This is a genomic window from Methylobacterium planeticum (genome assembly GCF_008806345.1).
Classification (GTDB): Bacteria; Pseudomonadota; Alphaproteobacteria; order Rhizobiales; family Beijerinckiaceae; genus Methylobacterium; species Methylobacterium planeticum.
Window position 1 is genome coordinate 165,930 of record NZ_VZZJ01000007.1, and the last position, 23,409, is coordinate 189,338.

Genomic DNA, 23,409 nt, shown 5'->3' on the forward strand with positions numbered 1-23,409 from the left:
CGGGACCGAGGCGGGCGTCGTCAACGGTCGCTCATGGCCGGTGTGTGAAGTTTCGACAGGATCAGCAGCGTCGCGCTCAGGACGCAGTTCCCGTCCCCATCCCGGACCTCCGTGCAGATCTGCACGCCGCCGTCATCGGCGGCGTGGTTCGCTGCGAGTTCGGTGAGCGCGCGATAGGCCTCGGCCCGCACCGCGTCGAGATCCGGCAGGTCCATGCCGCTCTCGTCGCGGACCGAGATGCAGTCGTGGAGATCGAAGTAGTAGCGCGGCATGCACATTCCTCCACCCGGGAAGGCAGGTCGCCGTTCGTCGGTCCTGCCGCTGCGCCCGAACCGGCCGGCCTGCCCCGTTCTCACCGCTGCGGCACCGCGTGAGCGGTGCCGCCCGGCCCCTGGGGCTGCCGCCTAGGACAGGATCGCGTTGGGGTTCGATCGCCTGATGTCCTCGGCCAGGCGGCTGCCGAGTTCGAGCAACAGCATGTCGATCAGCGTTTGAAGGAACGGATCGGCGATCTGACCCAGCGCCTCCCGCGCTTCGAGGCAGCAGGCGATGGTTCGCTCGATGGGGCTCATTGGCTCCCGACCCGGCACGACGAAGGGGTCCGACATGGTGATGACCTTGAGATGACAGCGAAGAGATCGGCGCTAGGCCGAGCGTCGGTGGGGAAGGTCGATCGGCGTGCGGCTCGGAATCCGGACCCGATCCACCTCGAGCACCGATCCGGACAGCCGGAAGATCTGCCGATGGGTCTCGATCGTGTCCGGGGTGAGCCGCGCGTAGATCGGCAGGATGCTGGAGCCGTCGTAGGAGCAGGGCAGCGCCAGGGGGTCGACCTCCCAGCCGAAGCTCATCAGGCGACTGACCAGGATCGGGTGGGTTTGCACCAGGAGGCCTTCGAGGCCGAGGAGAGCCGCGGCTTCGGCCACCGCCGTGAAGGACGGCCCCGAGACCGCATCCACGCCCCGGCTGCTCTCCCGCTTGGCGGGGGCGACGGCGCAGCGTGTCCACTCGTAGATGTGCGGGCCGGACGGGGAGGGGGCGCCCTGAAGGATCTCGGGGTAGAGGTGCGTCTGCAGGTGGGGCCGCGTGGTCGGTAGCAGGCGCGAGTACGAGACGACCGTGCCACCATCCAAGCCGACGACGTGATAGCAATGCGGCGTGTCGAATTCGTCGATCTCACGCCCGTCCGGCTTTCGGCAAGCTTCCCACTTCAGATGATCGACGAAGAAGTCGTGGCGAAACCGGTAGACCTTGTCCATCAGGCCGGCGTCGTCTTTTCCACATTGTCCGCTCAACAACTTGAACATGCCCGAACCTCGCTGTTTCCAGGAGGATCGGGCATGCCGGGCAAGCCCGACATTCGTAGATTTACGAGGTAGTGCCGGCCTGTGCGGTCAGGTTATGATGCCGCGCCGCATGGCTTCCGCGATCGACTGAACGCGGTTCACCGCATTGAGCTTGCGGCTGGCGCTCGCGAGATGCGCCTCGACGGTCCGGGCCGAGATCGCCAGGATCTGCGAGGTGTCCCAGGCGCTCTTGCCCGCCGCGCTCCACTTCAGGCACTCGACCTCGCGGTCGGTCAGGTGCCCCCGCGTGCGCTCGACACCGCGCGAGCGCGCCTGCGAGACGGCCCGCGCCTTCGACATCGCGTAGATCGCGACGAGGTGGAGGCCGGCCTTCTCGTCCTCGGACAGGCTGAGGCGCTGCCCGCCGAAGCTCACCCCGGCCTCCGTGCCGTCGAGATCGTGGAAGGGCACGCAGAACCCGTCGTTCAGCGCGAAGTCCCGGGCCTCGTTCATGACCCTGGCGGCACGCTCATCCCCGGTTTCGAAGGGGGCATCCTTCCACAGGAAAGGGTCGGTCGTGCCGCGGATGCGCCGGATGACCGGGTCGTGGTGCAGGTAGCCGCGGGTGTGGTAGCGCTGCGACCACTCCGGTGGCCAACCCGAGATCATCGCGCAATCGAGCAAGCCCTCGGTTTCCGTTTGCGGCAGACCGCCGATCAGGAAGGCGTCGTACCCGAAGCGGTGACCGGCCGCGCGCAACTCGCCGTAGACCTCGGTGCGCGTGCGCGCATCCCGAAGCCGGTGGATGATGTCAAAGGAGACCTGACGGATATCGGACACAACCAGCAGTTTCAGATCGGCGATGATCGGTAGTATCAAATGCCTGTGACCCGGGATAGGCTCATTTGTTGACAGGCCGGCCTAACCAGTGCCGACGTGCTGGATTGAAGATCGGGACGATGTTTTTCTGTGATCCGGCCGCGATGACGCCGCTCTCGATGCGGCAGTCCCGTCGTCGCAGAGCTTTCAGAGGGAAGGCATTTGAGGACGCAGCATGAAACAGCCGGGATCGTCCTCAGCCGCTTGGCCGATGCTCTCGGGATCGATGAATCATCAGTGATTTCGGCCGGGGACGGACCCGCGACGTCAAGTGATCCCGCATTGGCCTCTCCGTCGCCCGACCAGAGGGCGGCGAAGGACAAGCAGCTTCTCGACAGTCTGCGATTGCTCAAGGCCTTCTTGGCGATCGATGACGAGAGCGCACGTCTGAAGGTGCTGGAATTCGCCGAGAGCGTCTCACGCCGGGATGCGGATACGCACACCCGATCGTGACGGCGCCGGGCCGCGTTGAGCCGCCGCGTCCTCGGTTCCGCCGAGGCGCGGGCGCTCCGCACTCGTGTCTTCCCCGAGCCGGCTCGTTCGGTTCGCGCGCGCTCCACGGCGCCGGTCGCCGCCGCCGCGGGCCCCCGATCGGACCGCTCGACCGTGCCTCGCATGCAAGTGCCTTCCCGAATCCGCTCGTCCGGCTATCTGATCGGGCTCGCCGGCGCCGCGGCGCTGAAGGCCGGGCCCGCGCCGGGCCCCCTGACTCACCATGCCGAGGGTCACCATGAAGGTCGTCGCTGATCTCTGCATCGTCCCGATGGGCGTCGGGCCGTCCGTCTCGCCCTACGTCAGGGAAATCAAGGCCATCATCGATGCGAGTGACCTCGAGGCGGAGATGCACCCGAACGGGACGAATATCGAGGGGGAATTGAGCGACATCTGTCGCTTGGCGGAGCAGTGCGAGGCACGGCTTGCCGAACTCGGCGTGCAGCGGGTGTTCTTCACCCTGATCTTCTCGTCGCGGCGGGACAAGGCGCAGTCGATGGCCGACAAGCTCAAGGCCGTCTCCTGAGGATGCTCGGGAGCGCCGGTGCCGCCCGGACGCCCTGCCGGGACCTCCCCTCGCGGGCGGCGCCCGGCCGCCCTATAACCCCGGGTGGCAGCATCGCGCGCGAGCGAGGTCCTCATGGCCGGGGAAGAGGCGGATTGGCGCTCGGTCGGGACGCGTCCGCCGAACGAGAGCGGCATCGAGGCCGCCCTCGAGCGAGGCCGTGAGCCGGGCCGCGGCCGCTCCGCGACGCGACCGGCGGAGATCCCCGCCCGCGGCTGGTGGGACATCCTCTGGCGCGTGGTCCAATCGGTCCCGCGGGACCGCGTGCTCGCCACGGCCGGCGGCGTCGCCTTCTTCGCGCTCCTGGCGATCTTTCCGGGCCTCGCCACGCTGGTGTCGCTCTACGGCATGTTCCTCGATCCGAACGCGATCAGCCAGCACCTCAACCTGCTGGCGGGCGTGCTGCCGAACGGCGTCCTCGACCTCATCGCCGACCAGTTCATGCGGGTCGCCCGGCAAAGCACCGGGACGCTCAGCGCGGCCTCGGCCGTCAGCCTCGGCATCGCGTTCTGGAGCGCCAATTCCGGCGTGAGCGCGCTCTTCGACGCCCTCAACGTGATCTACAAGGAGAACGAGAAGCGGACGCTGGTCCGGTTCTACGCGACGACTCTCCTGTTCACGCTCAGCGGCATGGTGTTCGCCCTGATCATCACCGCCATGCTGGTGGTCCTGCCCGTGGTCCTCAGCCTCATCGGGCTCGGTGCGGTCACGGATGCCGCGCTGCGCATCGGGCGCTGGCCCGCGATGCTCCTGCTCGTGAGCTTCGGCCTGTCCCTGATCTATCGCTATGGTCCGAGCCGCCGCGATGCCAAGTGGCGCTGGGTCACCTGGGGAAGCGTCGCCGCCGCTCTGTGCTGGGCATGCGGCTCGGTGCTGTTCTCCTGGTACGTCGCGAGCTTCGACAGCTACAACCGGATCTACGGCTCCCTCGGGGCCGGCATCGGCTTCATGACCTGGATCTGGCTCTCCACCGTCATCGTGCTGCTCGGCGCCGAGCTGAATGCCGAGATGGAACGGCAGACGGTGCGCGACAGCACGGCAGGCAAACCCAAGCCGCTCGGCGCGCGCGACGCCTTCGCGGCCGACACGGTCGGACCTTCTCAGACCTAACGGACGACGCCGTTCGGTGGGCGAACGCGGGCCGATTTCCCGCCCTTTGCGCAAAAAGGCGTCAGCCAAGCATTAAGACAATGATCGTAATCTGCTCAAATCAAGAAGGGGGAGCGAAATGTTTCGGTCTGCGCTGCGTGGTCAACGGCATCCATCGGTTCCGGCCATCGATGCGCCCGAAGTCGCGCAGCGTCGACAGGAGGAAGAGCGGCTGGTTGCGGCGCTGGCAAAGCTTGCGGCCAATCAGACGCTCGCGCTGAACGACCTCGGGACGGGCGCCCTCTTCGATGCCGTGCGCCGGGTCGAGGGGGCGAGGACGCAGAATCGCTTCCACGATCTCGCCGATACCGCGCGCCTCGCCCGAGAGGCCTCGGAAGCGGCCATCAATGTCGGCTGGACCACCTACGACGTGGGCCAGATCGCCAGTTCGTCTCAGACCATCGCCAGCGCCACCGAGGAGATGGTCGCCTCGATCGCGCAGGTCGCGGAGACCTCGGAGAGCGCCGGGCACCGGTCGCAGGAGGCGCAGGCCTCGATGACGGCCTGTCTGCGGGACGTTCAGCAGGCCCGCGGATCCATGCAGGCCATCGACGAGCGCACCACGCAGATCGACCAGCGCCTGAAGGTGCTTCAGGGCGCGATCGCGCAGATCGGCACGATGGCGAGCACGATCGCGGGCATCTCGGCGCAGACCAACCTCCTGGCTTTGAACGCCACCATCGAGGCGGCCCGCGCCGGCGAGGCGGGGCGCGGCTTCGCGGTCGTCGCCGCCGAGGTGAAGGCGCTCTCCGGGCAGACTGCGAAGTCGACGGAGGAGATCCGGACCTGGCTCGGCACGCTTCAGAGCGAGATGGGGCTGATCGCGGACGCCGTGAACGAGAGCCGGGATGCGGTCGCGGGTGGCAACGCGATCGTGGAGCAGCTCGGGTCGCGCATCGCGGACGCGGAAGCCGGCATCACCCAGACGACCGACCTCACCCGGGCGCTCGCCGAGATGTTGATGCAGCAGCGGTCGGCGACGGAGGAGATCGCCAGGAACGTTCAGGGCATTGCCGAGAAATCCGCCAAAACCCGGACCGAGATTGAGAGCATCACGGATCGTCTGGTGAAGGCCGAAGGGTCGGCGCAGATGACGCTCGATGCCGTCGAGCCGGGCTCCCCGACCTACGATCTCGTGCGCCTCCCGGCCGATATCGGGGCCTGGAAGCGTCGCCTCGCGCGCATCCTCTCGGGGCTCGCGCCGCCGCAGGCGGATGCCGCGGCGATGCGGGCGGGCGCGACGCAACGCATCGGTCAACGCTTGCACGATGGTGCGTTCGGCAACCGCCAGGCCGTCGCGGCCTTCGTTCAAGCCGAGGACGCCGCGCTGCGGGAGGCCGAGCGCATGATTTCCAGCATCACGCGAAGCGATTGGGATCAAGGGACGCCCGCCTATCGGGCGGCCTCGAAGGCGATGAAGGACATGCTCGACGCGGCGCAGGATCTGATCGCGGACAGCACCGGGTGCGCCTAGCGCCGCGGATGTGGCACCTCCTCTCCGCGGGGCGATGAGAGGACGGGCGTGGCCGCCTGAGGGTGTCGATCGAGCCGCCCTTCGCGGAGGGCGGGACCGCCGAGCCTGCCTGCTTCCGCAGCGGGGAGCGTCCGAGGCGGGGTTCTCCGCCGCATCGGCTCGGTGGTTTCTACCGGACGGAATCGAACCGCTTCGGCCGTTCAGACATTGATCCCCGCTTGCCAGGCGGATTCCGGCCTTCCAACGGGTCCGTTCATGGAGCCGGAGGAGATTGCCATGAGCCTCGTGTTCGCCCTGTTCCTGATCGGAGTTCCGCTGGCGCTAGCCGTGATGGAGCTTCGCCGCATGAGAGGGGGCCATTCGCTCCCCATCCACCCGGTGGAGCGACCGGCGACGGCGCAGCCCTCGAGCCCGTCGGGTGGGTCGCCCTCGATCTGACGATTGGAGAACGCGCAGAGGCCAGTGGCGACACACCACTGGCCTCTGCCGTCAGTCCTGAGGCGATGTGTTTCGGGCACGCCGGGTCACGTGCTGCGCGCTGTCGCCCTGCGGGCACACCGGCTCGGAAACGCGCGTTGCGCTGTTGACGGCACGCGGTGACACCGGGTTAGGGTGTGGCCGACGGTTCCTCATCGAGGATCAAAAGGGAACGCGGTGAGGAGCTTGCTCCGAGGCCGCGGCTGCCCCCGCAACTGTAAGCGGCGAGCCTCCATCAACACGTCACTGGGTGCCTCACCTGGGAAGACGATGAGGGGCAGCGACCCGCGAGCCAGGAGACCTGCCGTCAGTCGTGGTCACACGCGAAACGCATTGGGCGGGGTGTCCTGGTGGGTGTCGAGGCGAGCGCGTGCCTTGATGGCAAGCGCTCGGTGAGGCCTCCGTTCGCGGTGACGTGCCACTGCCGTCGCCCGAGGCCCGTCCGTGTTCCCTCCTGCCGCACCCACGCTCTGGCGCGCGCTGATTTTGCCCTGCGCCGTGCTTGCCATCCCGTCCTCCGGCGCGCTGGCCCAGCAAGTCGCCGCCCCCCTCGTCGAGACCCGGGGCAGCGCAGAGGCCACAGCCATCCTCTCGGAGATCTCCGTCTCCGCGACCGGCGTGCCGACCCCGATCGCCGCCACCGGATCGAGCGTCACGGTGCTCACCGACACGCAGCTGCAGGCGCAGCAGCGCCGCACCGTCCCGGACGCCCTGCAGCAGGTGCCCGGGCTCAACGTGGTCCAGAGCGGGGGGCCGGGCAGCCAGACCTCGGTGTTCATCCGCGGCTCGAATTCGAACCACGTGAAGGTCCTGATCGACGGCATCGATGCCAGCGATCCGTCGAACCCGAACGGAAGCTTCGACTTCGGGCAACTGCTCACCGGCGACCTCTCCCGGATCGAGGTGCTGCGCGGTCCCCAGAGCGGCCTCTACGGCAGCGACGCGATCGGCGGCGTGATCTCGTTCGCGACCCCGCGGGGGGAGGGACCGGCGCGGGCGACCGCGCGCGTGGAGGGCGGCTCCTTCGGCACCTTCAACCAGAGCGGCCGGATCAGCGGCTCGACCGACGGATTCGACTATTCCGTCTCGATCCTGCACGTCCGCGCCGCCGCCACACCCGTGACGCCGCCGCAGCTCGTGCCCCCCGGACGCCCGATCCATCCGAACTTCTACGACAATGAGACGGTCTCGGCGAAGTTCGGCTACCAGTTCACCGATACGTTCCGCATCAACTCGGTGACGCGCTTCATCAATTCGCGGCTTCTGTTCACCGGCACCGACTTCAGCACGTTCCCGGCGCCGCCGGCCGCGTTCCGGAGTGCGGCCGACGTGCAGCAGATCTTCACCCGCAACGAGGCGGAGTGGACGCCGCTGCCCGGCTTCCACAACGTCTTCGCGATCAACCACTCGAACCTGTTCAACCACCAGCAGGGGCCCCTCGACCCGCTCGTCCTGCCTGCGCCGACCACGGGCCTCGGCGAGCGCACCCGCTACGAGTATCGTGGCGACTACCTCCTCTCCCCCGGCAACCTGATCCTGTTCGGCGCGCAGCGCGACGAGGAGCGGCTGTCGACGACCGACCCGAGCCCGTTCGGGAGCGGCGACCTGCGGGCGAGGAACGGCAACACTGCGGGGTACGGCGAGGCGCAGCTGAGCCCCTTCGATCGCGCCGTCCTGGTCGCCAACCTGCGCCACGACGAGAATGACCGCTTCGGCCCGGCGACCACCTTCCGCATCGCGCCGAGCTACGTTCTGCCCTTCAGCGACACCCGCCTGAAGGGCAGTGTCGGCACGGGTTTCAAGGCGCCGACCCTGAGCCAGCTCTTCCAGAGCTTCCCGGCGTCGAACTTCTTCGCCAACCCCAACCTCAAGCCTGAGGAAAGCCTCGGCTACGATGCGGGGCTCGAGCAGCCGCTCGGGGATCGGGTCCTGGTCGGCGCGACCTACTACCGGAACGACTTCACGAACCTGATCACCAGCAACGCGACCTTCACGTCCAATGAGAATGTCGGCCGGGCGGTCTCCTACGGCGCCGAAGCCTTCGTGTCCGTGCAGTTCAGCGAGACGCTGTCCGGCCGCGTCGACTACACCAATACGGTGACGAAGAACGAGATCACGCACCAGGAGTTGCTGCGCCGGCCTCGCCACAAGGGCAGCGCCACGGCCTTCTGGACCCCGCTGCCCGGCCTGACCTTCACCGGGACCCTGATCGTGCTCGGCCCCTTCGTCGACGGCAACCGCGACTTCTCGGTGCCGCGGCTGAAGAACCCCGGCTTCACGCTCGTCAACCTCTCGGCGAACTACGAAATGAGCGAGACGCTGAGCCTGTTCGGCCGGATCGATAACCTGTTCGACCGCCGCTACGAGAACCCGACCGGCTTCCTCGGACCGGGCCTCGCCGTCTACGGCGGCGTGCGCGTGACCGCCTTCTGAGGACTTCCCGATGTCGAATCGCGCCAGGATCAGGGTCGGTGCCGTCTCGCTGATGGTCTTGCTCCTCGGAGCGGGCCTCGCCGGCGCCGGCGCCGGCGACGCCGAGGGCCGGCCCGCGCGCGTCGTTTCGATGAACCTGTGCGCGGACGAACTCCTGCTCCGCCTCGCCGACCGCGAGCAGATCGCGGCCGTGTCCTATCTCGCCCGCGATCCGCGCGGCTCGAACGTGGCCGAGCAGGCCGAGGGCCTCCCGCGGACCCGCGGGCTCTCGGAGGAGGTCATCGCGCTGAAGCCCGACCTGATCATCGCGGGAGCATTCACCACGCGCGCGACGGTGGCCCTGCTGAAGCGGATCGGATTCCCGCCCCTCGAGATCGGCGTGCCGGCCGATTTCGACGGCATGCGCGGGCAGATCCGCATGGTCGCGGCCGCGCTCGGCCATCCTGAGCGGGGCGAGGCCATGATCGCCGAACTCGACGCCCGGCTCGCTGAGGCCATGCAATGGGCGGGGACGCCGCGCCTGCGCGCCCTGGTGATGCGGCCGAACGCCTTCACGGTGGCGCCGGGCAGCCTGGGCGATGCCGTCCTCACGGCGGCCGGCCTGATCAACGTGGCGGCCGAGATCGGTCAGGACAGGACGGGGCAGGTGTCGCTCGAGGCCGCCGCCCTCGCGGATGTCGACCTCGTCATCCTGGACGAGGGCGCGCGCGGAGCCCCCTCGCTGGCCGACGCCCTGCTGCGCCACCCGGTGCTCGCCGAGTTGCGCCGCCAGGGACGGACGGTGTCGGTCCCGAACCGCCTCTGGACCTGTCCCGGACCCCAGGTGGCCGAGGTCGTCACGCGGCTCGTCGCGGCCGCCCGTGCGCGGACTTCCCTCCGATGAAGGCGTTGCTGCCACGCGCGAGCGCCTCCGCCCGGTCGAGGCTCGCGGGCGCGGGTCTGATCGTCATCGCCGCGGCCCTCGTCGCGGCGTTGGTCCTCGCATCCGTGGCGATCGGCTACGCGGCCTTCGATGTTCCGTCCGCGATGGCCGACCTGCTGGCCGGCCGCACAACGCTGCCGGCCCTCGTCCTGTGGGAGCTGCGGATCCCGCGCGCCCTGCTCGGGGCCCTCGTCGGCTTCAGCCTTGGCCTCACCGGGGCGGTGCTGCAGGGTTATCTCCGCAATCCCCTGGCGGATCCGGGCATCCTCGGCATCTCCTCGGCTGCGGCGCTCGGAGCCGTGATGGTGTTCTACGGCGGCCTCGCCGGCAGCCTCAGCCTCGCGCTGCCCCTCGGCGGGATCGCGGGCGCGGCCCTGGCCGCCCTCGGCATCAACCTCCTGGCCGCGCGCGGCACCGGGACGCTCGGGCTGATCCTGGCCGGTGTCGGGTTGTCGAGCCTTGCGGGTGCGCTCACGGCCCTGGCGCTGAACCTCGCGCCGAACTCCTACGCGGCGCTCGAAATCGTGTTCTGGCTCATGGGGTCGCTGGCCGACCGCAGCATGGACCATGTCTGGCTCTGCCTGCCGCTGATGGGGCTGGGCTGGATCCTCATGCTCTCGACGGCGCGCGCCCTCGACGCGCTCGCCCTCGGCGAGGACACGGCCGCGAGCCTCGGCTTCGATCTGGTCTCGGTCCGGCTCCGGATCGTCACCGGGGCGGCCCTCGCGGTCGGCAGCGGCGTCGCCGTCAGCGGCGCGGTCGGGTTCGTCGGCCTCGTCGTGCCCCATCTGGTGCGGCCCCTCGTCGGATCGCGCCCGGGCGCGAGCCTGTGGCCGAGCGGGCTGCTCGGGGCTGCCCTGGTGCTGGGCGCCGACATCGCGATCCGGCTTCTGCCCTCGCGGCCCGAACTGAAGCTCGGTGTCATCACGGCGCTGGTGGGTGCGCCCTTCCTGATCGGGCTGCTGTTCCGCCGCCAGGGGCGAACCTGATGCGCCTCGTCGCGGAAGCCGTCGGCGTTCGGATCGGCCGGACCGTCATCCTGGGGAACGTCTCGCTCGATCTCGGCCCGGGTGCCTTCGTCGGCCTCGTCGGTCCGAACGGGGCGGGGAAGACGACGCTGCTCCGCATCCTCGCCGGGCTGCTCCCGGCCACAACGGGGCGGCTCACCGTCGACGGGCGCGCCATGGCGAGCGTCCGCCGCGACGAGCGGGCCCGGCGGCTGGCGGCCTTGTTCCAGGGCGCGGGCGTCGGCTGGCCGATGCGGGTGTCGGAGATCGTCGCGCTCGGCCGGCTGCCGCACCGGCGCGCCTTCGCGGCCCTCGGCGATGCGGATCGGGCAGCGATTGCCCGGGCGATGCGGCTTGCCGACGTGGCGCACCTCGCCGACCGCGCCGAGCCGACGCTCTCGTCGGGCGAGCGCATGCGCGTTCTCCTGGCGCGGGCGCTCGCCGTCGAGGCGGAGATCCTCCTGGCCGACGAGCCGATCACGGCCCTCGACCCGGCCCATCAGCTCGACGCGATGACCCTGCTCCGCGCGATCAGCCGGCGAGGCATCGGCGTTGTCGCCGTGCTGCACGACCTCACCCTGGCGGCGCGCTTCTGCGACCGGATCATCGTGATGGAGGATGGGCGCCTCGTGGCGGATGACCGGCCGGACGCGGCGCTGACGGACGGCCTCCTCGCCTCGGCCTTCGGCGTCGCCGCGCACCGTGGCACCGCGTTCGATGGAACCCGATACATTCTGCCCTGGGAGCGCTCCGGCCCCGGCACGAAGGAGATGGGATGATGCCACCGCTCGACGAACCCGATGCCGATGTCGTGGCGCTCCTGCGCGATGCCCTGGCCGATCCGAGCACGGCCTGGAGCCTCGGCAGCTTCGGGGTCATCGCGGAGTTCATGCGCGATCCGGACGAGGCTGTGTCGGAGCTTCCGGATGGTCGCCTCGGCATGGCGACGGCCCGCGGAGCCATCGCGCTGACCCCGACCCGCGACCTTCTCCCGACCGCCTACGAGACACCGGTCACCTCGGGCTGGAACCATGCGCTCGCCCTCTGCCTGCCGGAACACGCCTGCGCGATGAGCCGTCGCAACGTCGTCACGGAACTCGGACCCGACGATGCCGCGGCGCGCCCCCAAGACCGGGAGGGCATTCTCTTCGATCTCGGCCTCGACCTTCTGGCGATCGATGCCTGCGTGCGCGTGCGCGATCCGGAGGCGATCGCCCGCCTGCGGTCCGGGGTCGGCCTGCCGCTGTTCGATCACGCCAACCCGATCGGTCCTCAGATGGTGGCGATGAGCCCCCATCGGGTGTTCCTGGCGCGGATCGGCCGCGTCGAGGTCTACGCGCCGATCCCGCCCGACGGCGGCACCAGCCCGGAGGGACCGCACACCCACCTGCTGCCGAAACTCCTGAAGGCCAGGCGCACGCATGCGGCGACGACCCCGATCCCGTTCGGCTACGTGCCGTGCGCCGGCCTGCACCCGGCGCACCCGTACAAGGACATGATGGGCCGGCGCATTCCCTTCGAGCGCGCCCGCCACGACGCCTTCCAGGCGCTGCTGGACCGCTGGGGCGACCCGGAACTCCTCGCCATCAAGCGCGGCCTGCCGACAGACGCTTCGGCCACCGTGGCATCGAGCCGCCATGCCCAAGCCGCGCGGCGCGTGGCAGAGGCCCAGGCGCGCTACCTTCGGGGCGAGGTCTCGGATCTGGCCGAGATCGACCCCGAGGAGAACGAGGCGGAGACGCCATGATGCCGGACAGGGCCGCCGCGTCTTCCGCCACCCGCCACGATCGAGATCATCCCGTGCGTCCGAGCCCCCTCATGCCCTCACGCATCGATCGATCCCCGCTCCGTCGCGCGCTCGTCGGGGTGTCGAGCCTCGCCGTCGCGGCGTGGTGCACACCCCACGCCCGGGCGGCCGGCGGCGAGGCGGCGGGGGCCGCGACGCTCGATGAGATCGCGGTGACGGCCGAGGCAGCGCGACCCATGCCGGGCGTCGTATCCGCGAGCGCGGGCTATGTCGGCGGCGTCTCCGGCATCGGCGGCGGCCTCCGGACGGTCGATGCGGCGAGCGCCGGCGTGATCTCGGGCGCGCAGATCAACAGCCGGCCCATCACACGCCCCGGCGAGGTGCTGGAGGAGGTCCCGGGCCTCATCGTCACCCAGCATTCGGGGGAGGGCAAGGCCAACCAGTTCTTCCTGCGCGGGTTCAACCTCGACCACGGCAGCGACATCGCGATCACGGTCGATGGCATGCCCGTCAACATGCGCACGAACGCCCATGCACAGGGCTACGCCGACATCAACTTCCTGATCCCCGAACTCGTCGGCGCGGTCGAGTTCCACAAGGGACCCTACTTCGTGCGCGACGGCGACTTCGCCTCCGCCGGCTCCGTGCGCATCGACTACCTCGACACGGTCGAGCGGAACGTCGCGCTGACCTCGATCGGCTCCTTCGGCTACAAGCGGGCGCTGACGATCGCCTCGGCGCCGCTCGGCCAGGGCCACCTGCTCGTGGCCGGCGAGGCGCAGACCTACGACGGTCCCTGGGCCGTGCCCGACCGGCTGGGCAAGCTCAACGGCGTGGTGCGCTACAGCCAGGGCACCGTCACGGACGGCTTCGCGCTCACCGGCATGGCCTACTGGGCCAAGTGGAACGCCACCAACCAGATCCCCGAGCGCGCGGTCGCGGAGGGGCTGATCGGCCGCTTCGGCACCCTCGATCCGTCGGACGGCGGCAATACCGGCCGCTTCTCGCTCTCGGGGCGCTGGAGCCGCACGGACGAGACCGGGATCACACGGGCGAGCGCCTACCTGATCCGCTACCAGATGAACCTCTGGAACAACTTCACCTACTTCCTCAACGATCCGGTCAACGGCGACCAGTTCCGCCAGCGCGACAGCCGCGTCCTCGGCGGCGGCGAGGTCAGCCACGTCTTCCAGGGCGCCCTGTTCGGGCTGCCGATGGAGAACGAGATCGGCGTCCAGACCCGGACCGACGACATCCGGGTCGGGCTCTCCAACACGCAGAACCGGCTCTACCGCGCGACCGTCCTCGACGACCGGGTGCTCGAGGCGAGCGCGGCCTTCTACTACGAGAACCGGCTGCGCTGGACCGATTGGCTGCGCACCAGCGTGGGCTTCCGGGCGGACGGCTACTACGCCGATGTCCGCTCGGACACGCCGGCGAACTCGGGCAAGGCGCGCGACGGCATCGTCAACCCGAAGCTCGGCCTCGTGCTCGGCCCCTGGTTCGACACCGAGCTCTACGTGAACTACGGCGGCGGCTTTCACTCGAACGACGCGCGGGGCGTCACCGCCACGGTCGATCCGGCGAGCCCCCTGTTCACTATCGCCCGCTCGCCCTTCCTGGTGCCCTCGACCGGCTCCGAGATCGGCATCCGCAACCGCTCGATCGCGGGGCTGGAGACCGCGCTCGCCCTGTTCCAGCTCGACTTCGCCTCCGAGAACCTGTTCCAGGGCGATACCGGCACCACCGAACCGAGCCGGCCGACCCGCCGCTTCGGCCTCGAATGGACGAACCGCTACGCGGTGACCCCGTGGCTCAGGCTCGAGGGCGACCTCACGATCACCAACGCGCGCTTCTCGGACTACGACCCTGTCGGCAATCGCGTCCCCGAAGCGCCCACCACCATCGCCTCGGCGGGCATCACCTTCGGGGAGGGCCTCGGCTGGTTCGGCTCGATGCGCCTGCGCTATTTCGGGCCGCGCCCCCTGATCGAGGACAACTCGGTGCGCTCGAAGCCGACCGCGCTGGTGAATGGCCGGATCGGCTACAATTTCGAGAACGGGCTGAGCCTGTCCCTCGACGTCCTGAACCTGACGAACGCCAAGGCCGACCAGATCACCTACTTCTACACCTCGCGCCTGCCGGGCGAGGCGGCCGAGGGCGTCGCCGACCGGCACTTCCACCCCGTCGAACCGACCGCCGTGCGGCTGACCCTGGCAGGCCGCTTCTGACGGCGGCTCGGGCGCAGCCGTCGCCGTCAGGATGGGCAGCCGACTGCGCCGGGCTTGCGCCGACCACCATCGGCCGACGCGTCCGCAGTTGCGCCCGACCGTGGAGCAACCGGTTCGCCGGGGGGCGCCCAGCGTTGTCCGGAGTCGCCAGCACCTGCCGGAGCCAGCATCAAATTCCGTGATCATGACGATCAGATTTGAATGTTTGGCTACTCTCTTCGGACAGCCTAAGTTTTCGCCAAAGACCGTCGCTTCTGCTTGATGACGTCAACAGAGCCGAACGGCTGGTGCGAGAACGCTGGAGGAAATATGCCGGACCGTGACGTCGTGCCCGCGGCGCAGAGCCGTCGATAGGCCGCGCCGATGCAGCCGAACTGGATCGTCCTCTCCCTCACCCTCGCCTACATGGCGGCGATGGGGCTGATCAGCTTCTCGGCCCGGCGCTATGCCAAGAGCGCGGGAAGCTTCACCTCCGGCGGCACCCGCTACCCCGCCTTCCTGATCGGCTTCCTGCTGATGTCGGAGTTCATCGGCACGGCCACGAGCGTCGGCACCACGCAGACGGCCTACAAGGTCGGCCTGTCGGCGGCCTGGAACGTCCTGGCCCTCGCCATCGGCTTCATGCTCTACGCCGTCCTCCTGGCGCCCCGCTTCAAGCAGCTCGGCGAGAACACCATCTCGGGGGCGCTGGCCAAGGCCTACGGCCGCCCGACCAAGCTCGCGACCTCGATCATCATGATCTTCGCGCTGCAGATCGTGGCGATATCGACCTACGCGGGCGGTGGCACGATCCTGGCGGGCCTCCTCAACGTCGACCGGACCAGCGCCATCATCATCACGGGCGCCATCGCGACGCTCTACGTCAGCGTCGGCGGCATGCGCTCGGTGATCTACACCAACGTCCTGCACGCGCTCGTCAAGTATGTCGGCATCCTGACCGCCGTCGTCTTCGGGCTCTCCCAGATCGGCGGCCTCGCGGCCCTGCAGGCGCGTCTGCCCGAGCGCATGTTCGCGGTGGATACGGTCGGATGGCCCCAGATCTTCGCCTGGCTCGTGGCCGGCATCGGCGCGGTCTTCTCCACCCAATACGTGATCCAGGCGATCAACACCGTCGAGGACGGGCGCACCGCGCGGCAGGCGAGCTTCTACTGCGCTCTCCTGCTCGTCCCCTTCGGGATCTGCGCCGCCCTGGTCGGTGTCTGCGCGGCGGCGCTCCTGCCCGGGATCCCGGCGATCCAGGCCCTGCCGGGGCTGATCGCCCGGATGGACGATCTCCTCGCCGCCGTCGTCGTGGCGGGGTTGGCCGGGTCCCTGTTCGGCACGATCTCGGCCCTCAGCATCGGTGCCGCGACGCTCCTGTACAAGGATTTCTATCTCTCGCGCCTCCGCACCGAGGAAGGGGCCTCGTCCCTGCGTTTCGTGCGCGTCGCCACGATCCTCGTCGGCCTGATCCCGATCCCCCTCGCGATCTTCGCCCCCGACATCCTGAAGGTGACGTTCCTGGCGAAATCCCTGCGGGCAACCCTCGCGGTGCTGGTCCTCTTCGCCTTCTACGCCCCGCGCTTCGGCAGCCCGCGCGCGGCGGTCGTCAGCATCCTGGCCTCCCTCGTCCTGACGATCGGCTGGTTCCTGGCCGGGGACCCGCTCGGGATCGACAACGCCTACGTGGCGCTCGTCATCCCCCTCGTCGTGATGGCGTTCGCGCAAGCCCGGAAGAGCGCCGTGCCCCGGAGCGAGCCGGCGACGTCGCCCTGAGCCGAGCCGGAGCACGGCCGGATCTGGCTGCGCCCCGGATGGCGTGTTAAAACCGCTGATGTCCGAGGCTCTTGAGATCGCCCATGGCGCCTTCGGCCGTGTCGCTCTCCTCGACATGGACCGCGGCCTCGTCCGCCACGCCCATCCGCATTGCCACGTGCTGCTGAAGGTCGAGGGCGACGACACGCAGTTCCTCGTCGGCGACCGCGTGGTGGCGCTCACCGATGATCAGGCCGTCCTGATCAACGCCTGGGAGACCCACGCCTACCTGCACGATCCGCGGCGCGACAAGGCGATGATCCTCGCGCTCTACGTCGAGCCGGACTGGCTCGGCGCCTTCCGGCGCAACTGGGCGGCAAGCGCAGCACCCGGCTTCTTCGGCCAGCCCTTCGGCGGCGTGACGCCGGCGATCCGCAGGTTGGCCCACGATCTCGCCGCGGAGATGGTCTACGCACCGGATTCCTCCCACATCCAGGACGAATTGCTGTCCGGCCTGATGATCGCCGTGATCGAGCGCTTCACGGCGTGGCGGGAGGCGAGCGAATCCCTGCGCGCCGCCGCCCGGCGCAATGCCGGCGACTGGCGCATCCGGCGTGCCGTCGCGCGGATGCGGGCCGAGCCCGGCGCCGCCCTCGGGGCCGACGCGCTGGCGCGGGAGGCGGGCCTGTCTCGGGCGCAGTTCTACCGCCTGTTCGAGCAATCCACCGGCGCCCCGCCCCACGTCTTCCTCAACGCGATTCGGGTCGAGCAGGCCGTCGAGGCGATCATGCGCAGTGAGGAAAGCCTCGCGGAGATCGGCACGTGCCTCGGCTTCGCCGCGCCCGCGCACTTCTCGCGCTTCTTCCGCGACCATGTCAGCGTACCTCCGAGCGTCTTCCGCAGCATCGTCCGCCGAGGCGGCGAGCCCGCGATCTGACGGGCTGTCCTGCCGCTGATACGGTTGTTCTCCGCGCGGCGGCCCCCGCAAAATGAGACGTTTCGGTAAGTCGCGAGACGCGGCGGCATCGTCGCGCCCTCACCGAGCCGCCATCCTCCTCCCAGCACCGAACCCGCGAGAGGTCCGGCGGAGGAAGCGCATTGGGCATCGAGAACACGACGTTCGTCGGACGATCGGTGGAGCGCGTCGAGGACGCCGCGCTGCTCTCGGGGTTCGGCCGCTATATCGACGATCTCGGCACCCGGCCGGGCACGCTGCACGCGGCGATCCTGCGCTCGCCCCACGCCCACGCGGACATCGTCGGCATCGAGACCGCGGCGGCGCGGGCGCTGCCCGGCATCGTCGCCGTCGTCACGGGCCGCGACCTCCTCGACGTCACCGCCGGCCTCGTCCCGGCCGTTCGAGCCGCCGTCGATGCCCGCGCCATCGCGGTCGACCGGGTGCGCTATGTCGGCGAGCCGGTCGCGATCGTGGTGGCGCGCGACCGCTACCTCGCGGAGGACGGCTGCGACCTGATCGAGCCGCAATATCGGGTGCGCCCGGCCGTGGTCGACCCCGTCGCGGCACTCGCCCCCGACAGCGCGGTCCTGCACGAGGGCGTCGGCTCGAACCTCGTGAGCGACCGGAGTTTCCGCTACGGCGACCCCGGGACGGCCTTTGCCCAGAGCCCGCACAGCCTGTCCGTGACGGTGCGCTATCCGCGCAATACCGGCGCGCCGATGGAGACCTACGGGGTCGTCGCCGCCTACGATCCGACGGACGATTCCTACGACGTCCTGGCGAACTTCCAGGGGCCGTTCAGCATCCACGCGGTGGTGGCGCGCGCGCTCAAGGTGCCGGGAAACCGCCTGCGCCTGCGCACGCCGCCCGATTCCGGCGGCAGCTTCGGGGTGAAGCAGGGCGTCGCCCCCTACGCGGTCCTGATCGCCGCGACGGCCCGCCTCGTCGGCCAGCCGGTGAAGTGGATCGAGGACCGGCTGGAGCACCTCTCGGCGTCCGTCTCCGCGACGAACCGGGTCACCATCCTGAAGGCCGCCTTCGACCCGGATGGGCGCGTCAGCGCCCTTGACTGGGATCAGGTCGAGGATTGCGGGGCGTATCTGCGCGCGCCCGAGCCCGCCACCCTCTACCGGATGCACGGCAACCTCACCGGCGCCTACGCGATCCGCAACGTCGCCGTGCGCAATCGCGTCGTGCTCACGAACAAGACCCCGACCGGCCTCGTGCGCGGCTTCGGCGGACCGCAGGTCTACTATCCCCTCGAACGGCTGATGCAGCGCATCGCCCACACCCTCGGCCTCGATCCCTTCGCGGTGATCCGCCGGAACCTGATCCCGGCCGACGCCTTCCCGTACCGCACCGCGACCGGAGCCCTCTACGATTCCGGCGATTACCAGCGCGCCCTCGACGAGGCGGCCCGCGACGGGGGGCTCGACGAGCTCAAACGGCGGCGCGAGGCGGCGCGAGCCGAGGGACGCCTCTACGGCATCGGCCTGACGGCGGCGGTGGAGCCGAGCGTCTCCAACATGGGCTACATCACCACGGTGCTGACCGCGGCCGAGCGCGCCAAGGCCGGCCCGAAGAACGGCGCGCAATCGACCGCCACCATCACCCTCGACCCGGTCGGCTCGGTGACCGTGCAGGTCGCGTCTGTGCCCCAGGGGCAGGGCCACCGCACCGTCCTGGCCCAGGTGGTGGCCGACGTCCTCGGCATTCCGATGAGCCAAGTCCGGGTCACGACCGACCTGGACACGGCCAAGGACGCGTGGTCGATCGCCTCGGGCAATTACTCGAGCCGCTTCGCCGCCGCGGTGGCGGGCGTCGCGCATCTGGCCGCCACGCGGCTGCGCGACAAGCTTGCGCGGATCGCGGCGGCGCAGCTGAACCTGCGGCCCGAGGATCTCGTCTTCACGGACGGGCGCATCGCCTCGCGCACGAACCCCGATGCCGGCCTGCCCTTCGGGCGCGTGGCCGCCACCAGCCACTGGTCGCCGGGGCTCGTGCCCGAGGATGTCGGCTCGGCCATCCGCGAGACGGTGTTCTGGACGCCCCCGGAACTGACGGCGCCGGACGCGGAGGATCGCGTCAATTCCTCCCTCTGCCATGGCTTCATCTTCGATCTCTGCGGCGTCGAGGTCGACCGGGTCACCGGCAAGATCGGGATCGATCGCTACGTCACGATGCACGATTGCGGGCGCGTGCTGCATCCGGGGATGGTCGAGGGGCAGGTGCGCGGCGGCTTCGCGCAGGCGCTCGGCGCCGCCGTCTACGAGGAACTCGCCTACGGCGACGACGGCGCCTTCCTGTCCGGCACCTTCGCGGATTACCTGCTGCCCACCGCCACCGAGGTGCCGGACCTCCGGATCCTGCACGTCGAGAGTCCCTCGCCCTTCACGCCCCTCGGCGCCAAGGGTGTGGGCGAGGGCAATTGCATGTCGACCCCGGTCTGCCTCGCCAACGCGGTGGCGGATGCCCTCGGCCTCGACGCGATCGACCTGCCCCTGACGCCCGCCAAGCTCGCCGGCCTCGCGGCGACCGGGGACGAGCCCGCGCCCCCCGCCGGGCACGCCGCCCCGAAGCCGTCGGCCAAGCCCGGCGACCGCACCCTGCGCGGCGAGGGCACGGCCGCCGTCACCGCACCGCCCGAGGCGGTCTGGGCGATGCTCCTCGATGCGGACGTTCTGGCCTCCGTCATCCCCGGGTCGCACGGGGTGCGGAAGCTCTCGGACACCCATTTCCAGGCCGATGTCAGCCTCGGGGTCGGCCCGGTGAAGGGCCGCTACAAGGCCGACGTGACCCTGTCCGACCTCGACGCGCCGCGGGCGGCGACGCTGACCGGCACCGTCACGGGTGGCCTCGGCAGCGGCGGCGGCTCCGGCCGCATCACCCTGGAACCCGACGGCGCGGGCGGCACCCGGGTCTCCTACGTCTACGAGGCGGCCGTCGGCGGCAAGGTCGCGGCGGTCGGAGGGCGCCTCCTCGACGGCGCCGCGCGCGTGATCATCGGCGGGTTCTTCGCGGCCCTCGCCCGCCGGGCCGGCGGGTCGTCCGGCCGCGTCCCGCGACTTCCGGGCTTCCTGCGCCGGCTGCTCGCGCGCCTCGGCGTTCCGGCATGAAGCCCGCCCCGTTCGGCTATGTTCGCGCCGGATCCCTGGACGAGGCCCTCGACGCGCTGCGCCAGCACGGGCCCGAGGCCCGCATCGTCGCGGGCGGCCAGTCCCTGATGCCGATGCTCAACATGCGGCTGACCAAGCCCGCCATGCTCGTCGACGTGATGCGCATCGCCGCCCTCCAGGAACCCCGCCTCGAGAAGGGCGCCCTCGTCGTCCCCGCCGGCGTGCGGCAGGCGATCCTGCTGGAGCGGCCGCGACTCGCCGACGACCTGCCGCTCCTGGCCGCCGCCCTGCCGTGGGTCGGGCATCTCCAGACCCGGGCGCGCGGCACGCTCTGCGGCTCCGTCGCCCATGCCGACCCGAGCGCCGAGATCCCCCTCTGCCTCGTGGCGCTCGAGGGCGAGGTGCGCCTGCGCAGCCGCCGGAAGGCCCGCCGCGTCGCCGCGGAGGCCTTCTTCACCGGCATGATGGTGACCGAGAAGGCCGACGACGAGATGATCGAGGCCATCGCGTATCCCCTGCGCCGACGCGACACCGGCTACGCCTTCGCGGAGGTCGGGCGCCGGCACGGCGACTTCGCGATCGTCGCCTGCGCGGCCGTGGTCGACGGCACGCGCATGCGGCTCGCGATCGGCGGCGTCGCGGACCGGCCCACCGCCCGCGACTTTCCCCGTCTCGACGGGTCGGCCCTCGACGACGCCCTCAACGCCTTCGCGTGGGACCTCGCCGCGGGCGACGATCTCCACGCCACCGCCCGCTACCGCCGCGACCTCGTGCGCAGCCTCGGGCGCCGCGTGCTGGAGGACGCCGCCAGGGTGGCGAAGGGTGAGACCGACCGGGAGGACCCGCCATGCCGCAGCTAGACGCGAAGGGACGCCACATGGTCGCCTTCACCCTCAACGGACGCCCGGCCACGGTCGAGGTCGAGACCCGCACCCTGCTGACGGACGCGCTCCGCCACGGCCTCGGCGCCACGGGCACGCATGTCGGCTGCGAGCACGGCGTCTGCGGGGCCTGCACGATCTCCATCGACGGCGTGCCGGCCCGCGCCTGCCTGACGCTGGCGGTCGGCATCGAGGGCTGCGCGATCCGCACCGTCGAGGGCCTGGCGCCGGAGCCCGGCCGGCTCGGGATCCTCCAGGCGGCGTTCCGGCGCCGCCACGCCCTGCAATGCGGGTTCTGCACCGCCGGCATCCTGATGTCTCTCGACGCCTATCTCGCCCGCCGGCCGAGCCCGTCGCGCCGGGAGATCACCGAGGTCATCGGCGGCCATCTCTGCCGCTGCACCGGCTACGCGCCGATCATCGAGGCCGCGCTGGAGGCGGCCGCGGAACTGCGGGGCGAGGGCCCGGCCCCGGCCCCTTGGGAGAACGCCCATGCTTGATCTCGGAACCAGCTTCCTGGCGAGCGTCTCGCGCGACCCGCGGGCGCCGGCCATCGTCGACGGCGACACCCGCCTGACCTACGCCGAATGGTTCGCGGTGATCTCCGCGACCGTCGCGGGCCTCGACCGGCTCGGGCTCAGGCCCGGCGACCATCTCGTCACCGTCCTGCAGAACCGGTACGAGGCCGCGACCCTGCACTGGGCCTGCCAGTTCGCCGGGATCGTGATCACGCCGATCAACTGGCGGGCGAAGCCCGACGAGATCGACTTCGCGGTCGCGGACGCGGAGGCCCGCGCGATCGCCTACGAGCCGGTCTCGTCCGAGAGCCTGCGGGCGAGCGAGGGCCCGGGCCGGATCCCCCGCATCGCGGTCGGCATGGCCGCCGGCCCCGGCGAGACGGCGTTCCGCGACCTCGCCGCCGGGGACGCCGACCCGGCGAAGCCGCGCGCCGACGCGGAGGCGATCTCGCTGATGCTCTACACCTCGGGCACCACCGCCAAGCCCAAGGGCGTGCCGCGGCGTCACCGGACGGAACGGGCGGCGGCGCTCGCCCACGTGGCGCAGAATCTCTACGGACGCGCCGAGCGGACCCTCGGGGTCATGCCGCTCTATCACACGATGGGGGTGCGCTCGCTCCTGGCCATGTCGCTGATCGGCGGCACCTTCGTCTGTCTGCCGCGCTTCGACGTCGCCGGTGCCCTGCGGCTGATCGCGTCCGAACGCATCACCAACCTCTACCTCGTGCCCACCCTGTACCACGACCTCGTCCACCATCCGGATTTCCCGACCACCGAGACCGGCTCCGTGCGCAAGCTCGGATTTGCCGGGGCGCCGATGACCGACGGGTTGCTGGCCCGCCTCACCGAGGCGTTCCGGCCGGACCTGTTCGTCAACCATTACGGCTCGTCGGAGGTCTACACCTTCACGGTCAACCACGAGGCCGCGGTCAAGCCCGGCTCGGCCGGCCGGGCCGGCCTCAACACCATGGTGCGCATCGTGCCTCTCACGGGCGCCCCGAACGCGACCGCCGCCCCCGGCGAGGAGGGCGAGATCGCCGTCATCGCGAGCGGCGACGAGGCCTTCGAGGGTTACTGGCGCCGCCCCGAGGCGACCGCCAAGGCCTTTCGCGATGGCTGGTACTTCACCGGCGACACCGGCTTTGCCGACGCCGATGGCGACGTCTTCGTCACCGGCCGGGTCGACGACATGATCATCACCGGCGGCGAGAACGTCTCGCCGGTGGAGATCGAGAGCCGGCTCTCGCTGCATCCCGCCGTTTCCGAGGTCGCCGTGGTCGGCCTGCCCGACGAGCGCTGGGGCCGGATCGTCGCGGCCTTCGTCAAGCGGCGCGGCGGCGTCGACGCGGCGGCCCTCGACGCCCATTGCCGGGAGGGTGGCCTGCCGAGCCACAAGCTCCCGCGCCGCTACGTCTTCGTCGACGAGATCCCGAAATCCCCGGTCGGCAAGCTGCTGCGCCGCCAGCTCGTGGCCGGCGCGTACATCCCCGAGGGCGGGGCCGAGCCCCCCTCCGAAGGGCATGCCGCGGCCTGAGCGGGA

At 70.4% G+C, this 23,409-nt stretch carries 21 protein-coding genes and 1 riboswitch; of the genes, 17 read left to right on the plus strand and 4 right to left on the minus strand.

Annotation, left to right across the window (positions count from 1 at the left end; translation table 11 throughout):
* Positions 1-20 precede the first annotated feature (20 nt).
* The 4 genes from F6X51_RS11020 to F6X51_RS11035 all read right to left on the minus strand — a co-directional run bounded on the left by F6X51_RS11020 (position 21) and on the right by F6X51_RS11035 (position 2,126).
* Entirely contained in the window at positions 21-272 is a 252-nt protein-coding gene (locus F6X51_RS11020) for a DUF6894 family protein (RefSeq protein ID WP_150963512.1), read from the minus strand.
* Between the two features lie 132 nt (positions 273-404).
* Complete coding sequence (locus F6X51_RS11025; RefSeq protein ID WP_150963514.1) at positions 405-608, minus strand: hypothetical protein; 204 nt, start codon at positions 606-608, stop codon at positions 405-407.
* A gap of 36 nt (positions 609-644) precedes the next feature.
* Positions 645-1,307 carry an acyl-homoserine-lactone synthase gene (locus tag F6X51_RS11030; RefSeq protein ID WP_150963516.1) on the minus strand — a complete coding sequence of 221 codons (663 nt, stop codon included), beginning with the start codon at positions 1,305-1,307 and terminating at the stop codon, positions 645-647.
* Between the two features lie 87 nt (positions 1,308-1,394).
* Entirely contained in the window at positions 1,395-2,126 is a 732-nt protein-coding gene (locus F6X51_RS11035) for a helix-turn-helix transcriptional regulator (protein ID WP_150963518.1), read from the minus strand.
* Positions 2,127-2,369: 243 nt separating this feature from the next.
* Here F6X51_RS11035 and F6X51_RS11040 point away from each other — a divergent pair, with 243 nt between their 5' ends.
* From F6X51_RS11040 to F6X51_RS11115, 17 genes are all read left to right on the plus strand, one after another.
* Complete coding sequence (locus tag F6X51_RS11040) at positions 2,370-2,618, plus strand: hypothetical protein (protein WP_150963520.1); 249 nt, start codon at positions 2,370-2,372, stop codon at positions 2,616-2,618.
* A gap of 277 nt (positions 2,619-2,895) precedes the next feature.
* Entirely contained in the window at positions 2,896-3,183 is a 288-nt protein-coding gene (locus F6X51_RS11045; protein ID WP_150963522.1) for an MTH1187 family thiamine-binding protein, read from the plus strand.
* Positions 3,184-3,297: 114 nt separating this feature from the next.
* Complete coding sequence (locus F6X51_RS11050) at positions 3,298-4,332, plus strand: YihY/virulence factor BrkB family protein (protein ID WP_150963524.1); 1,035 nt, start codon at positions 3,298-3,300, stop codon at positions 4,330-4,332.
* 118 nt (positions 4,333-4,450) lie between these two features.
* A complete protein-coding gene (locus F6X51_RS11055) occupies positions 4,451-5,845 on the plus strand; it encodes a methyl-accepting chemotaxis protein (RefSeq protein WP_150963526.1) in 1,395 nt (464 codons plus the stop codon).
* Positions 5,846-6,121: 276 nt separating this feature from the next.
* A complete protein-coding gene (locus F6X51_RS27825; protein WP_191970074.1) occupies positions 6,122-6,283 on the plus strand; it encodes a hypothetical protein in 162 nt (53 codons plus the stop codon).
* A 167-nt stretch (positions 6,284-6,450) separates the two neighbouring features.
* Positions 6,451-6,645: riboswitch (cobalamin riboswitch) on the plus strand.
* Between the two features lie 121 nt (positions 6,646-6,766).
* Positions 6,767-8,755, plus strand: a complete 1,989-nt coding sequence (locus F6X51_RS11060) for a TonB-dependent receptor plug domain-containing protein (RefSeq protein WP_150963528.1) — start codon at positions 6,767-6,769, stop codon at positions 8,753-8,755.
* A 52-nt stretch (positions 8,756-8,807) separates the two neighbouring features.
* Positions 8,808-9,638, plus strand: coding sequence for an ABC transporter substrate-binding protein (locus F6X51_RS11065; protein ID WP_150963646.1), 831 nt, complete (start codon positions 8,808-8,810; stop codon positions 9,636-9,638).
* Positions 9,635-10,666, plus strand: a complete 1,032-nt coding sequence (locus tag F6X51_RS11070; RefSeq protein WP_150963530.1) for a FecCD family ABC transporter permease — start codon at positions 9,635-9,637, stop codon at positions 10,664-10,666. Before F6X51_RS11065 ends, F6X51_RS11070 begins: the two co-directional genes overlap by 4 nt.
* Positions 10,666-11,463, plus strand: coding sequence for an ABC transporter ATP-binding protein (locus F6X51_RS11075; protein WP_150963533.1), 798 nt, complete (start codon positions 10,666-10,668; stop codon positions 11,461-11,463). The genes F6X51_RS11070 and F6X51_RS11075 overlap by 1 nt, the downstream gene beginning before the upstream one ends.
* The gene (locus F6X51_RS11080; protein ID WP_150963649.1) at positions 11,463-12,431 is read left to right on the plus strand and encodes a DUF6925 family protein; all 969 of its coding nucleotides are present in this window, start codon (positions 11,463-11,465) and stop codon (positions 12,429-12,431) included. The genes F6X51_RS11075 and F6X51_RS11080 overlap by 1 nt, the downstream gene beginning before the upstream one ends.
* Positions 12,432-12,667: 236 nt before the next feature.
* The gene (locus F6X51_RS11085; RefSeq protein ID WP_150963651.1) at positions 12,668-14,662 is read left to right on the plus strand and encodes a TonB-dependent receptor; all 1,995 of its coding nucleotides are present in this window, start codon (positions 12,668-12,670) and stop codon (positions 14,660-14,662) included.
* A 363-nt stretch (positions 14,663-15,025) separates the two neighbouring features.
* The gene (locus F6X51_RS11090) at positions 15,026-16,417 is read left to right on the plus strand and encodes a sodium:solute symporter family protein (protein ID WP_150963535.1); all 1,392 of its coding nucleotides are present in this window, start codon (positions 15,026-15,028) and stop codon (positions 16,415-16,417) included.
* Positions 16,418-16,475: 58 nt separating this feature from the next.
* A complete protein-coding gene (locus F6X51_RS11095; RefSeq protein WP_150963536.1) occupies positions 16,476-17,333 on the plus strand; it encodes a helix-turn-helix transcriptional regulator in 858 nt (285 codons plus the stop codon).
* Positions 17,334-17,494: 161 nt separating this feature from the next.
* On the plus strand, positions 17,495-20,470 hold the full coding sequence (locus F6X51_RS11100; RefSeq protein WP_150963538.1) for a xanthine dehydrogenase family protein molybdopterin-binding subunit: 2,976 nt from the start codon (positions 17,495-17,497) through the stop codon (positions 20,468-20,470).
* Positions 20,467-21,330 (plus strand): FAD binding domain-containing protein, encoded by an 864-nt coding sequence (locus F6X51_RS11105; protein WP_150963540.1) that lies wholly within the window; start codon positions 20,467-20,469, stop codon positions 21,328-21,330. The genes F6X51_RS11100 and F6X51_RS11105 overlap by 4 nt, the downstream gene beginning before the upstream one ends.
* On the plus strand, positions 21,318-21,851 hold the full coding sequence (locus tag F6X51_RS11110; RefSeq protein ID WP_150963542.1) for a (2Fe-2S)-binding protein: 534 nt from the start codon (positions 21,318-21,320) through the stop codon (positions 21,849-21,851). The genes F6X51_RS11105 and F6X51_RS11110 overlap by 13 nt, the downstream gene beginning before the upstream one ends.
* Entirely contained in the window at positions 21,844-23,403 is a 1,560-nt protein-coding gene (locus F6X51_RS11115) for an AMP-binding protein (protein ID WP_150963544.1), read from the plus strand. Before F6X51_RS11110 ends, F6X51_RS11115 begins: the two co-directional genes overlap by 8 nt.
* The last annotated feature ends 6 nt before the right edge of the window (positions 23,404-23,409 follow it).

What these genes read in the sequence shown, in the direction of transcription:
- F6X51_RS11020 (WP_150963512.1), bottom strand. Translation starts at nt 272, where the DNA reads ATGCCGCGCTACTACTTCGATCTCCACGACTGCATCTCGGTCCGCGAC.
- F6X51_RS11025 (WP_150963514.1), bottom strand. Translation starts at nt 608, where the DNA reads ATGTCGGACCCCTTCGTCGTGCCGGGTCGGGAGCCAATGAGCCCCATC.
- F6X51_RS11030 (WP_150963516.1), bottom strand. Translation starts at nt 1,307, where the DNA reads ATGTTCAAGTTGTTGAGCGGACAATGTGGAAAAGACGACGCCGGCCTG.
- F6X51_RS11045 (WP_150963522.1), top strand. Translation starts at nt 2,896, where the DNA reads ATGAAGGTCGTCGCTGATCTCTGCATCGTCCCGATGGGCGTCGGGCCG.
- F6X51_RS11050 (WP_150963524.1), top strand. Translation starts at nt 3,298, where the DNA reads ATGGCCGGGGAAGAGGCGGATTGGCGCTCGGTCGGGACGCGTCCGCCG.
- F6X51_RS11055 (WP_150963526.1), top strand. Translation starts at nt 4,451, where the DNA reads ATGTTTCGGTCTGCGCTGCGTGGTCAACGGCATCCATCGGTTCCGGCC.
- F6X51_RS27825 (WP_191970074.1), top strand. Translation starts at nt 6,122, where the DNA reads ATGAGCCTCGTGTTCGCCCTGTTCCTGATCGGAGTTCCGCTGGCGCTA.
- F6X51_RS11065 (WP_150963646.1), top strand. Translation starts at nt 8,808, where the DNA reads ATGGTCTTGCTCCTCGGAGCGGGCCTCGCCGGCGCCGGCGCCGGCGAC.
- F6X51_RS11070 (WP_150963530.1), top strand. Translation starts at nt 9,635, where the DNA reads ATGAAGGCGTTGCTGCCACGCGCGAGCGCCTCCGCCCGGTCGAGGCTC.
- F6X51_RS11075 (WP_150963533.1), top strand. Translation starts at nt 10,666, where the DNA reads ATGCGCCTCGTCGCGGAAGCCGTCGGCGTTCGGATCGGCCGGACCGTC.
- F6X51_RS11080 (WP_150963649.1), top strand. Translation starts at nt 11,463, where the DNA reads ATGCCACCGCTCGACGAACCCGATGCCGATGTCGTGGCGCTCCTGCGC.
- F6X51_RS11085 (WP_150963651.1), top strand. Translation starts at nt 12,668, where the DNA reads ATGCCGGGCGTCGTATCCGCGAGCGCGGGCTATGTCGGCGGCGTCTCC.
- F6X51_RS11090 (WP_150963535.1), top strand. Translation starts at nt 15,026, where the DNA reads ATGCAGCCGAACTGGATCGTCCTCTCCCTCACCCTCGCCTACATGGCG.
- F6X51_RS11095 (WP_150963536.1), top strand. Translation starts at nt 16,476, where the DNA reads ATGTCCGAGGCTCTTGAGATCGCCCATGGCGCCTTCGGCCGTGTCGCT.
- F6X51_RS11105 (WP_150963540.1), top strand. Translation starts at nt 20,467, where the DNA reads ATGAAGCCCGCCCCGTTCGGCTATGTTCGCGCCGGATCCCTGGACGAG.
- F6X51_RS11110 (WP_150963542.1), top strand. Translation starts at nt 21,318, where the DNA reads ATGCCGCAGCTAGACGCGAAGGGACGCCACATGGTCGCCTTCACCCTC.
- F6X51_RS11115 (WP_150963544.1), top strand. Translation starts at nt 21,844, where the DNA reads ATGCTTGATCTCGGAACCAGCTTCCTGGCGAGCGTCTCGCGCGACCCG.